The 12194-nt window shown below is 62.9% G+C and carries 11 protein-coding genes and 1 tRNA gene; 10 read left to right on the plus strand and 2 right to left on the minus strand.

The window, feature by feature from the left end:
• The 7 genes from pgm to A9W96_RS31480 form a co-directional block, all read left to right on the plus strand.
• Window positions 1–1602: phosphoglucomutase (alpha-D-glucose-1,6-bisphosphate-dependent) (gene pgm / locus A9W96_RS15475; RefSeq protein ID WP_067140993.1), on the plus strand; the 1602-nt coding region annotated here is incomplete at its 5' end.
• 74 nt (window positions 1603–1676) lie between these two features.
• On the plus strand, window positions 1677–2864 hold the full coding sequence (locus tag A9W96_RS15480) for an MFS transporter (RefSeq protein WP_231999699.1): 1188 nt from the start codon (window positions 1677–1679) through the stop codon (window positions 2862–2864).
• Between the two features lie 55 nt (window positions 2865–2919).
• Window positions 2920–2992 (plus strand) — tRNA-Ala (locus tag A9W96_RS15485).
• Window positions 2993–3082: 90 nt separating this feature from the next.
• Window positions 3083–4198 (plus strand): site-specific integrase, encoded by a 1116-nt coding sequence (locus A9W96_RS15490; RefSeq protein ID WP_067140996.1) that lies wholly within the window; start codon window positions 3083–3085, stop codon window positions 4196–4198.
• A 610-nt stretch (window positions 4199–4808) separates the two neighbouring features.
• Window positions 4809–6602, plus strand: coding sequence for an AAA family ATPase (locus A9W96_RS30460; RefSeq protein WP_082972294.1), 1794 nt, complete (start codon window positions 4809–4811; stop codon window positions 6600–6602).
• 10 nt (window positions 6603–6612) lie between these two features.
• On the plus strand, window positions 6613–6966 hold the full coding sequence (locus A9W96_RS15500) for a hypothetical protein (protein ID WP_067141002.1): 354 nt from the start codon (window positions 6613–6615) through the stop codon (window positions 6964–6966).
• 185 nt (window positions 6967–7151) lie between these two features.
• Window positions 7152–7505 (plus strand): hypothetical protein, encoded by a 354-nt coding sequence (locus tag A9W96_RS31480; RefSeq protein WP_156765264.1) that lies wholly within the window; start codon window positions 7152–7154, stop codon window positions 7503–7505.
• Window positions 7506–7690: 185 nt separating this feature from the next.
• On the opposite strand, the gene A9W96_RS15510 is transcribed toward A9W96_RS31480, so the two are convergent.
• Complete coding sequence (locus A9W96_RS15510) at window positions 7691–8194, minus strand: hypothetical protein (RefSeq protein ID WP_369830837.1); 504 nt, start codon at window positions 8192–8194, stop codon at window positions 7691–7693.
• 55 nt (window positions 8195–8249) lie between these two features.
• Window positions 8250–10181 carry an alpha/beta hydrolase gene (locus A9W96_RS15515; RefSeq protein ID WP_067141011.1) on the minus strand — a complete coding sequence of 644 codons (1932 nt, stop codon included), beginning with the start codon at window positions 10179–10181 and terminating at the stop codon, window positions 8250–8252.
• Between the two features lie 496 nt (window positions 10182–10677).
• Here A9W96_RS15515 and A9W96_RS15520 point away from each other — a divergent pair, with 496 nt between their 5' ends.
• The 3 genes from A9W96_RS15520 to A9W96_RS33340 all read left to right on the plus strand — a co-directional run bounded on the left by A9W96_RS15520 (window position 10678) and on the right by A9W96_RS33340 (window position 12169).
• On the plus strand, window positions 10678–11346 hold the full coding sequence (locus tag A9W96_RS15520; protein WP_067141014.1) for a DUF6308 family protein: 669 nt from the start codon (window positions 10678–10680) through the stop codon (window positions 11344–11346).
• A 78-nt stretch (window positions 11347–11424) separates the two neighbouring features.
• Window positions 11425–11676, plus strand: a complete 252-nt coding sequence (locus A9W96_RS15525; RefSeq protein WP_156765265.1) for a hypothetical protein — start codon at window positions 11425–11427, stop codon at window positions 11674–11676.
• 148 nt (window positions 11677–11824) lie between these two features.
• Window positions 11825–12169, plus strand: a complete 345-nt coding sequence (locus A9W96_RS33340; protein ID WP_369830836.1) for a VOC family protein — start codon at window positions 11825–11827, stop codon at window positions 12167–12169.
• Window positions 12170–12194 lie beyond the last annotated feature (25 nt).

Here is a 12194-nt window from a genome sequence, read left to right on the forward strand (position 1 = left end):
GCCCAGCCCGAAGATCTCGTCGATCTGCCCCACCTGGTGACGGCGTATTACTCGATCGCGCCCGACCCCGGTGACGTCGCCCAGCAGGTGGCGTTCGGCACGTCGGGCCATCGCGGCTCGGCACTGGGCGGCGCGTTCAACGAGGCGCATATCTTGGCGATCACGCAGGCCATCGTCGAATACCGCGCCGCGCACGGCGTGACGGGTCCGCTGTTCATCGGCCGGGACACGCACGGGCTTTCCGAGCCGGCCTGGGTGTCGGCGCTGGAGGTGCTGGCCGCCAATGAGGTGGTGGCCGTCGTCGACAGTAGGGACCGCTACACGCCCACGCCGGCGATCAGCCACGCCATCCTCACCTACAACCGGGGGCGCACCGACGCGCTGGCCGACGGGATCGTGGTCACGCCGTCGCACAACCCGCCCGCGGACGGCGGCTTCAAATACAACCCGCCCAACGGCGGACCGGCCGACACCGACGCCACCAACGCAATCGCCAAGCGCGCCAACGAGATCCTGCGCGACGGGTCGGGGGTCAAGCGCGTTCCGCTGGCCCGCGCGCTCCAGTCCGTGCAGCGCCACGACTACCTCGGCAACTATGTCGATGACCTGCCCAACGTGGTCGACCTCGATGCCATCCGCGACGCCGGGGTGCGCATCGGCGCCGATCCGCTGGGCGGGGCGAGCGTCGACTATTGGGGCGAGATCGCCCAGCGGCATCGCCTGGACCTGACCGTGGTCAATCCGCTGGTCGACGCGACCTGGCGGTTCATGACCCTCGACCACGACGGCAAGATCCGGATGGACTGCAGCTCGCCGGACGCGATGGCGAGCCTCATCGCCAACCGCGATCGGTATCAGATCGCCACCGGCAACGACGCGGACTCCGACCGCCATGGCATCGTCACGCCCGATGGGGGTCTGCTGAACCCGAACCACTACCTCGCGGTGGCCATCGAATACCTCTACACCCGCCGGCCGTCGTGGCCGGGCGGTATCGCCGTCGGCAAGACCGCCGTCAGTTCGTCCATGATCGACCGGGTGGTCGCCGGCCTCGGCCGCAAGCTGATCGAGGTGCCGGTCGGATTCAAGTGGTTCGTCGACGGCCTGATCGAGGGGACCATCGGCTTCGGCGGCGAGGAGTCGGCCGGGGCGTCGTTCCTGCGGCGGGACGGCTCGGTGTGGACCACCGACAAGGACGGCATCATCCTGGCGCTGCTGGCGTCCGAGATATTCGCCGTCACCGGGCTGAGTCCGTCGCAGCGCTACCAGCAGCTGGCCGGCGAGTACGGCACGCCCTACTACGCGCGCGTCGACGCGCCCGCCGATCGCGAGCAGAAGGCGCGTCTGTCGAAGCTCTCCGCCGACCAGGTGACCGCGACCGAATTGGCGGGGGAGCCGATCACCGCGAAGCTGACCGCGGCGCCCGGCAATGGCGCACCACTGGGCGGATTGAAGGTGACGACGGCCAATGCGTGGTTTGCCGCGCGCCCGTCGGGCACCGAGGACGTGTACAAGATTTACGCGGAATCCTTCAAGGGGCCGCAGCATTTGGCCCAGGTGCAGGAAACCGCGCGCGAGGTGGTTAATAAAGTCATTGGGTGACCTTTTCCCTCCGTCTTGCCCGCCCGGGGGGACGTGCATCCCGTTCTAGCCGGCTGCCGCGCGAAGTCTGGATCCTGAGCTGGGCGAATATCATGATCGCCCTGGGCTACGGCGTGATCTCGCCGGCGCTGCCGACCTTTGCGCGCACGTTCGGGGTGAGCATCAAGGCGGTGACTTTCTTGGTCACCGTCTTTTCATTGAGCAGGTTGTGTTTCGCGCCGATCAGTGGACTGCTCACCGAACGCTTGGGCGAGCGGCGGATCTACATCGGCGGTTTGCTGATCGTGGCGGTGTCCACCGCCGCGTGTGCCTTTTCCCAGGCCTACTGGCAGTTAATGCTTTGCCGGGTTTTCAGCGGCATCGGGTCGACGATGTTTTACGTCTCGGCGCTAGGGCTGATGATCCACATCAGCCCTCCCGATGCGCGCGGCCGGATCGCCGGGCTGTTCACCACCTCGTTCATGGTGGGCGCGGTCGGCGGCCCGGCGGTGGGCGGCCTGGCGGCGGGTTGGGGGTTGACCGCTCCGTTCGTGGTCTACGGCGTCGCCATGCTGGCCGTCGCGGTGGTGCTGTTCTACAGCCTGCGGAACTCGGCGCTGGCTGCGCCGCCACCCCCGACGCGATCCACGGTGACGCTGCGCGAGGCGCTGCGGGTGCGCGCGTACCGCTCGGCGTTGCTGTCGAATTTCGCGACCGGCTGGTCCGCGTTCGGCCTACGGGTCGCGCTGGTGCCGCTGTTCATCTCCGATGTGATGGGCCGGGGCATCGGCATCATCGGCGTGGTGCTCGCGGCGTTCGCGGGTGGAAACGCGCTGGCGGTCATCCCCAGCGGCTACCTGTCGGACCGGATGGGGCGGCGCACTCTGTTGATCATCGGGCTGGTGACGTCCGGGGCGGCGACCGTCTGGTTGGGTTTCGTCTCGTCGTTGCCGGTGTTCATGGTGGCGGCGGGCGTGGTCGGGGCGATGACGGGGATCTACATGTCACCGCTGCAGGCCGCCGTCGCCGACATCCTGGGCAACGAGGCGCGGGCGGGCCTGCCGGTGGCGACGGTGCAGATGATGTCGGACCTGGGCGCGATTGTCGGGTCGATGGCGGTCGGTTGGGCCGCCGAGCAGTTCAGCTACATGTGGGGTTTCGTCATCAGCGGGATCGTCCTGCTGATCGCCGCCATTGGCTGGGTGGTGGCGCCGGAGACCCGGACTGCGGCGGATCTCGAGGCCGATCTGCTGGCCTCCGAGGCGGACGTGGAGCCGGTCTAGCAGCAACTTTGATGGACGGTTACCGGTGGTGTAGCTTCGATGGGCACGACTTCTCGGGGCTATGGCGCAGCTGGTAGCGCACCACACTGGCAGTGTGGGGGTCAGGGGTTCGAGTCCCCTTAGCTCCACGAGGAAATCCGCAGTTCAGAGCGGAATAGTCCCCTGACGCAGAAGCCACGTCAAGGCGGCCGTCAAGATTGAGGCGCTAGTATGCGCCCATGGCGTCGATTCGGCAGCGTGTGCGGAAGGACGGATCGCCGTACTGGTCAGTGCTCTACGTCCTCGACGGCCGACAAACCAGCTCATCGTTCAACGACCCCCAGGAAGCGGTCGACTTTCAGACGCTGGCCAATAAGACGAGCCCAGCCAAGGCGCTGGAGGTGTGGGCCGCCAAGGGCACCGTGCGCAATGTGCAGACCCTGGCCAGTTGGTGTCTGCACCACGTCGACCATCTGACCGGGGTTAACGACGGCACTCGGGCCAAGTATCGCAGTTACATCGCCAATGACATCGCCCCCAGCAAGATCGGTTCGCTGCCCTTGACTGCCTTGACCAATGCCGACGTAGCGGCGTGGCTAAACACCTTGACCGGCTCGGCCAAGACGGCGGCGAACAAGCATGGCTTCCTGGCCGGTGCACTCAACGCGGCCGTGCGAGCTCGGCGCATCCAGAACAATCCCTGCGACGGCAACCGACTGCGTCGGGATGAACCTGCGGAGATGGTCTTTTTGACCCACGCCGAGTTCGCCATCCTGCTGGCTGAGGTGACCCAGCCATGGCGGCCGCTGGTGGAGTTCCTGGCCGCGACCGGCTGCCGGTGGGGCGAAGCCAGCGCGCTCCGGCCTGCCGACGTTGACCTAGGTGAGGGCACTGTGCGCATCCAGCGCGCTTGGCGCTACGTCTCCGGCGAAGGCTACCAATTGGGCCCCCCTAAGACTCGGCGCTCGACTCGAACCGTCGACGTGGCACCTGCCACCCTGGGCAAGCTGGATCTTTCCGGGGAGTGGGTGTTCACCAACTCTGGGCGAGGTCGCCGTGGCGACACTGGGCCGGTCCGGGCGCACAATTTCCATCCGAACGTCTGGGTGCCGGCTGTAGCTCGGGCCAAGGATAAGGACTTGACCAAGTCGCCCCGGGTGCACGACCTCAGGCACTCCAACGCCTCGTGGTTGATCCAGGGCGGTGTCCCGCTGCCGGTGATCCAACGGCATCTCGGCCACGAAAGCATCCAGACCACGGTAGACAGGTACGGGCACCTAGACCGGAGGTCGTCGCGGGTGGTCGCCGATGTCGTCGGAAAGGCCCTCAAGACGGCGATGGAGGCGAGGGACTGACTGGCGGGTCGTCCGAACTGCTGATTGTAATTTCTCTATAGTGCGCTATAGCCCAAATGCAATCGGGCGCAGTCGATTTCAGTTGCGCTGATCGGTAACGAGCCGTAAGATCGAGCGCGCAGAGGCCACCGAATGCAGAAACTCACGTCATCCTCAACCTTTTGGCCAAAGCACACACTCAGGTGCGCGTCGGAAGCGCATGAACCCGGTAACCGGCAAGTGGAGTCCAGGGTCGGTACCAATGTGGTTGATCCGAACTCCCCTGGCTTTACTGACCGCCGGTCGACAGTCGGACCTTCGCCTTCCATTGGAGCGCACCTGTGCCTACTGAACCCATATCGCAATCCCCACTGATCTTCGACATCGCAGCGGCAGCCTCGTTGATCGGTTCGAGCCAGCGATGGCTGGCTGATCAGCTTCGTGCTGGCCGGTTCCCAGGCCGGAAGGTAGCGCGGCGCTGGTACCTGACCGCCGAGGATTTGGACGAGATCCTGCGTCTATGCGCCGTCGCCCCAGCCCGCGCACGCACTACGGAAGCCAATCCTGCAGCGGGCCAAGTCAGTTCGATGACGAGGACTACGGCTCGTCGCATGCGCGAGGGTGATCGGTCATGACCGGATCAATGACACTCAATGGCAACGACGCTCCGTCGGTGGAACCAACGGGGAATACCGGCAGCCGAAACGAACCAGGGCAAGTGGCAAATGGCCGCGGAGGTCGTGTTGGCAGTACTGCGGATTGGCGCGAGATCGTCGAGTTCGTGCGACACCTGATGGATCTCGGTGTCGGTATCTGGGTAGCTCCGGCCGGCGGAAGGGAGTTCATCCGCCCGAAGGGCTGGCAGTCACTAACTTCCGACGGGAACGATGAACGGCTGCGGAGTTTCGAGCTCGGTAAGGCGCTGTGCGCCAACATGGGCGGGGTGATTGCGGCGGTTGACGTTGATCCACGTAACAGCGGCGATGCGGAAGCGGTCAGGACGCTGTTGGCGGAATTGGAAGTGCGTGTCTTCGCCGAAGTCACCTCGCCCTCGGGTGGGAAGCACTTCTATATTGCCGGGCACGAAGCACTGCCAACCGTGCACGGAAGCAAGCTTGCAGGCTTCCCCGGTGTGGATATTCAGTCGCACGGGACAAATATGTTCCTCCCGGGCACGTGGCGCGGAAAGTACGGCGGCAAAGGCTACGCGGTCGAATTTGACGACCTCCCCGCCCTGGCCAGCGGCGGTGATCCTGGCGGGGCAGAAAATTTCGTTCAATGGGTGGCGAAAAGCCTTGCGGCGCACGCCAAACAGAGTGCCAAGCAGCCGCGGACTCGCGGCAAGTCCGACTTCGAGTTCGAGCTGGCAAAACCATGGAGCGGTGCACCACCCAATGCTCGCCAACAGGCCTATCTGGCAAAGGTGCTCGAAGAGAACGCGAATGAGGTCGCCCACGCACGGCCAGGGGGGCGCAACGAAGCTCTCTACCGCGCAGCGCTGAAATGTGCATCATTCGTGGCCGGAGCGGGGATGGATCAGCAATTGGTGGTCGGGCGGCTGCGTGTCGCTGCCTCGAACTGTGGCTTGGCGGAGGATGACGGAGAGCGAGCGGTGCTCGCCACAATCAAGTCGGCGTTTCGTGTCGGCCTTTCGATGCCGAGGGCGGTCCCGGACGGACAGTCTGAAGTCAACGGCGTTCGCCGGCGTGAGATCGAATGGATTCCGCTGGAAAGCATCAATGATGCGGCCCCGCGATGGGGTTGGACTTATGGTGGCCATGGTCGCATGCAGGCTGCAGCGCTGACTCTCTTCGGGGGTCGACCCGGAACTGGAAAGTCAACTGCTGCTCGTTATTTCGCCGCTCGCGTCAGCAGGGGGGAGCTTGAAGGATGTTGGGAAGGCGTACCCAACAACGTGGCCTACATCGCCGCCGAGGAGTCTGCCACCTACGTCCTGAAACCCGCACTGCGTGCGGCGGGAGCCGACATGAGCCGGATCTTCATGCCGAGGGTGAAGGCCGCTGGAGGCCAGTATGTGTCCCTCCTGGCCAGCGATGACGAGCGCGAGATGACGAAGTACCTGATCAAGGCAGGAGTGAGGATGCTCGTCGTCGATCCCGTGATGGCCACCCTTGGTCGCAAGGTCGACATCTACCGCTCCAACGAATTGCGGGAAGCCCTGGATCCCTGGGTGAGGATCGCCGAAGCGATCGACGGGGTCGTCATCGGCATCGTCCATTTTGTCAAGGGCAGCACAGGTGATCTAGTCGCCAGCATCAATGGGTCTTCGGCGTTCGGTGAGGTGGCGCGGTGCGTGTTCGGGTTTGCCAAGGAGGACTCAACGTCAGGGGAGGCGTTACGAGTCATGACCCAGGGTAAGAACGCTTGCGGTCGGGAAGACCTGTCGCTTCGAGTACACAATTGAGAGCAGGACCGTGACGGTCTCGGACGGCGCCGAGGTGCCAGTCGGCACGTTCGTCCTTGGCGACGAGACTGATGTCAGCGCCAGTGACCTACTGAAGCCTCGCAAAGGACCACGCCCGTTGAGTCCGCCGACGCAACTCGTCCTCGACTACGTCTGCAGCCAGGAGGGCCCGGTTACCCCAATGGAGGTGTTTCACGCGGGGCTTGCCAAGGACAACAAGCTGGCCGGGCAGATCCTGAACCGGCTTTTCAGACGAGGCCTGATCCTCAACCCCCGGCAGGGCGAGTATCAGCGGCTCCCCGTTGCCTCATCAGCAGACGAGCAGTTGGCGTCGTTGCTTGTGGCTGAGGAAATGAAGAAATGAAGAAATACGCACGCGAACTGGAGATATGTGAATCTATGAGGATTTCCATTTCTTCACTTCATCACTTGAATGCGTGAGAAAAACTCACCACACGACACACAAGATGCTCGGGCGCGGGAGCCGCGCCCAGGTCGTCGATTGTTCAAACCTGTCTCGATCCGTCCGGCCTATATGGAGACGATGGAATGAAGATCTCGGGTGGCCGTATACGCGATGGCCGTTTCGAGCGCGTTGAGCCACGCTGCCACATCTGTCGTGAGGAAAAGGTGCGCGTCCGGGTCAATGAGCTGCTGGACTGGCACGGGGTTCCTGTAGCCGCGGGCCGCGGTGGCCGGGTAAGTGCCGTCAGTTACGCAGACATCGTGCAAGTGGTGAACGAAGGTCGTAAGGAGACGGACTTGATCACTCTCGCCAGTCTGCGGGCTCATGCCAAGCGTCATTACGACTTTGCCGGGATTGCGGCGTATTGGGCAGCTCAGATGGATGAGCAGTTGACGAGTTTCTTGGATGGACTGCGGGGACCGAAACCAACCTATTGAGCACCTATAGCAGGAAACACCAAGTATGCGGTTCGGCTTGCTCAGCCGACGTTCACTATAAGCCGCCTATAGGCGACCTCACGGTGGCGGACGTGCCGACGAGGTGCGCATGTTTGGGTGGGCAAATCGTTAACGCGGCCCCCGTATTGCCAAGTCCAGCCCATGGCCGTGAAAGGTTAGAGGCTTCATTTCGCAGTCAATTGGTTGGTGATGTCGAGGCCTGCACCGGGGTCGTGGTGGTGGTCATTGGGGTCGCGACATTCCCCGTACAGGAGAATTTGTCCCCGGCTGTGGTCGGACGGTATGTAGCCCAAGTTGGCGGTGACACCGTCTTTATTGAGGGTTGTGCCGTGGAGGTGCTGTCCTGGCGGAGCGCCACTGTTCCAGCCGTTTGCACGCATCGCGTCGCGGATGTGCTGGAAGTAGGTGTCGGGGTCGCCTTGCAGCAGAAACCCAATGGTGACCCTGCCTTGATAAGGGGGATCGCCTTGGTCGTTGCAGGAGGCGAAGGAGAATCCGCCGTCCACGCCTTGCAAGTTGGCGACGGCCACAATCTGTTTGGCTGGTTCGATGACCTGGGCCATGGTCTGGTCGTCGGTAACCGGGTGGGCAGAATCATCGAACGGATTTGTCGATGGGCCCGACGAATGCGGTTTGTTCATCACCAGGGCACACCCTCCCAGCAGCATAACGATGATCGCCAGGGCACCAAGCCCCGTCTTTTGTGCCCGCCCTTTCGGCGGCTCAGTGGTGGTGTTCGGCATCGAAGTAATGATCGCTGGTAACTGATCCTGGCGAGCGGTCCCACTCCGGGTCGACAAAAGCTGGCGTCTGCGGGCCCACGTTAACCGGACCTAGGCCGGGGACGTTGACTTGAAGCGGGTAATGCCGGTGCGCGGCCGTCATGCCGTCGGCTTGCAGGGCGTCGCCATGTCCAGAGGTGATGTCGGCCATGCTGTGTAGGGCCTCCCCGCCGAGGTTGTAGTACTGCGAGTGGTCGTGACGGGCGTTGATGCCGTCCGAGCCGGGTACTTCGGCGCGGAAGCGCACCGATCCAAATCCGTCGGCGGCTGGATCAACGCCAAGGCCCGGATCGGTTCCCCGCCACTGCCCAACAACATCTCCTCCAAATATCGATTTGCTCAGTCCATTACTTTCGCCGATCAAACTGATCGGATCCGTGGAAGCCGCGCCGACGAAAACGTGCCCACCATCGAGGTGGAAATCTGCTGCGCTGTGGGCCATGTCGGTTCCCGGGCAGCCGATGAGCACCGCATCGTTAGCGTGCATGCCGTGCATGGCGAAGGCGTCTGCAACGGTCGTCGATCCGTACGAATGACCGAGGACGGTGACGTGCTGACCGCCGCCAAGGTGTGTGGTCCATAGGCCGTTGACATCTTGGGCCAGCGCCTCGCTGCCGGTTCGGGCCAGCATCGGCGTGGAGATCCGTAGGTCTTTGAAGTCGTTAGGGGCGTCGTAGCCCATCCAGGCAATCACCGCCGTCGGGTTGTGTGGGTCGGCGGCGTTGGCTTGCCCGTACAGGTTTAGCGCGTCGTTGTGTCCCTCATGCAGCCAGCCGCCCTTCACACTGCTGCTGGTGCCCGGCACGATTACAGCGGTGTTCTTCGCTGTGTCGGGATTTCCGATGCAGACCGCAGCGCGCCCCTTGCCTCCGAACGCCGTTGGGTCATAAGCGAACAGATATACCGGGTTGTGGCCGTGGTCGGAGTCATGATCAAGACCTTGCTTGGTCTCGTCAGCGTTGTGGTAACGCGTGATGTCGGTGGCCGACAGTCCATATTTGCCGGGGTCGCGAAGCACATCGTCGACCGATACCCCGCTGCGGCTGGCGATGTCACGCACCCGGTTGAGGTCCTGGTTCATCACCGAAATGTTGGCGTCACTGCGGGCGAGGACCGGGACACCGTTGAGGTTGCCGACCTGATCAGGATGTTCGGCGATGAACCGCTGGCGCTGTTCGGGCGTCAGTGACGTCCACCAGCGGTGCACGTCCTCTGGGCTGGTGTTGGATGGCGGTATCTGGGGGTCGGCGTCGGCTGGCTCCAGGCCCTCGGGGTTGAAGCCCTCGGTACGCAAATTGCCCAGAGCCTTCTCCAATGTGGCCGAGTAGCCGTTACGTATGGAGTTGAGCTGATTCAAAGCGTCCCGCGTGTCGTCGACGGCGTCCGCTTTGGCATCGTTGATCAGCGACTGCAGCTCATTCCTGGATTTCGCATCGAGCGCGGGGTCTTGCAGGTCTTGGGTCGCCGCGCCGATGATCTTATCGAGCAGCTGTAACTGACGTTCCAACGTGGCGATCTCTTGGGCTCCGGCCTTTTGCGCCTCGGCAAGGGCGGCGGCGATGTTTTCCAAGTCAGCGCCGATCTTGGGTAGCTGCAGGGACTGCGCGCCAAGCGATTTGACGGTGCGTTGTACTTCGGCGGAGTCGTTGATCGGGTGATCGCCATTCTGGTGGTTCCAGGCCGCATCGAAGCGGTTGCGGGCTTGCTCGAAGGTCTCGTTGGCCTCCGCCGTGCATCGTCCTGCGGCGTGAAAGGCCTCGGCCAAGCGAGAAATCTGAAACGGGCTGCCGGCCTGCAAACTCTGGTTGACCGCCCACGGATCACCACCGGCTGCCGCGATCAGCTCTCCCTGGCTCAGGTATACGAGCTGCATCGCGCCGCCCGTAGCCTCGCACCCTTGCGGTCATCCATGCCGCGAAGGTTACTACCGCCGACTGGCTGCATGGACGATGTCAGGTGAGATTGCGATGGTGCTGCCGGCCACCGCCACCCGCTCCTCTAGCAACTGGTCGATCAACTCGGTGCTCGGGGTGCGCCGACTCAATTCCCGGGCTGCCCGCCATGCTGCTGTTACCAGTCGAAGCTCTCTGTCGATTACATCGAGGTCGCGCACGCACGTGAGCCTATGTCTGCCACCCCGCTTAAGCACTTCACCGGCTGATGCTGCTCACCACAGCAATGGCTGGCATGGACCTGCAGGTCGGCCCGCTACACAGTTGACGTGTCCCTGTAAGTAGGCGACCCCTGCCTGAGGCTTCTCTCCCAGATTGGCGTCGTGGCCCGTTAGCCATTACTCGGCAACATGTCGGTTGCGGTTGCTACGGTGCGCCACAGCAGAAGCTTGGTCACGTTGGCGGAGGAGAATCGGCATGAGCGTGGAACGCGGCTACCCGGAATGGCGGCAGTCATGGCCGGAGTTGATCGTCCGAACTCAGACGGACCATGCCGTTGATTTTCTTCAGCGGTATTACGCCGTAGACGGGGATACCCCGCGCTTCACCGGGTCGCGTTTCGAGTCGATGGCTGCTCTTAACGATGATCCGAACACACTTGGGCCCGAAGATTTTTTGGCTGTCTCCATGCTGAGCGTGAGCGTGCCGGCCACCGCGGCCATACGCCTGTTAGGCCCGGATGCCACACGCGTGAGCGAATTACTAAGTCAGATCCCGGTCGATGTGGACATCGTCGATGCTGATTCCCAGATATTCTGTGCGGAATCTCCGCTCGGCCGCCTGTGGGACTTGCTCAGGCAAAGTCGCGATGGCCTCGGACCGACCACGACAAGCAAGCTGCTGGCGGCGAAACGCCCACGCCTGGTGCCAATCTGGGACAGCTTTGTCGAGCAGGCTACCGGCCTTGGCCCCCTTGGCAGCTGGTGGAGGTTCCAATACGTCCTCAATGACGACCAGCGATGTGTTTGGGACTGGCTGGGCGGAGTTCGCCAACTCGCAACCAACGTGCCCGACTCCGTCTCCGAATTACGCATCCTGGACGTTCTGCTCTGGATGTCGGTGGAGGGCAAACCTCAGCCGACATAAGCCCGACCTGGAAGGCGTTATGCGCCTCAAAACTACCGCTTGAGCTAATTGTCGGTGTCGATGCCTAACTTTGTGGGTGTGCAATCTGACGACGTTGTTGACCCAGCTGATGCCGCACTCGATCGGATGTTGGGCCTCATGGCCGACAACACCGAAGATGAAGAACGGCGCGAGAGGATTCTCGATCTCATGTTGACTTTGCCGCCAATCATCGAATGGCCGCAGGAGGCAATCGAGATGTGGCGCAATGTCTATGAATACTGTCGGAGCCTCCGCCGCGACCTTGAGCAGCGAAACCTTGAGCAGATGTACAACGCCGACGGTGATTAGCCCGTCGGCCTGAACGCATGTCGAAGCCACCTCTAGACAGTGTGTTGCGATTGCAATCGTGTGTCGAGTATGCACGTGTGATGTCGGGCAGCGACCCGAGCTTTGCGGTCAGGCGCGAGATGTCAGACCGTCCTGACACACTCGTCGCGTGCCCGCACACTCGCTGCTAGAACTAACCCTGTTTGTCACGGACGTCGACGAGTCCGCGGCGTTCTACAGCGCTATAGGCATCCCGCTATTCGACGACGACCAGCCAGGCCGGCCACCGTTAGTCGACGGTCTGATCGGCGGATCTGGTGCTGGTTTCCAACTCGTTCCTGCGGGGGACAGGTCAATCACCAGAGTGCAGCTCGGATTTCGCGTAACCGATGTCGCCGAAGTCGCAACGGCCCTCACCCGCCTTGGAGTTGGATACGAGATCCCCGGTGTTAGGCGGCTCCGCACTACTGATCCAGACGGTAACCGGGTGCATCTGACAGATGTAATCCGTTGACTCGCACCGGAAGTGGGTCCGCACA

This window comes from Mycobacterium sp. 1245852.3 (assembly GCF_001669335.1).
Lineage (GTDB): Bacteria > Actinomycetota > Actinomycetes > Mycobacteriales > Mycobacteriaceae > Mycobacterium > Mycobacterium europaeum_A.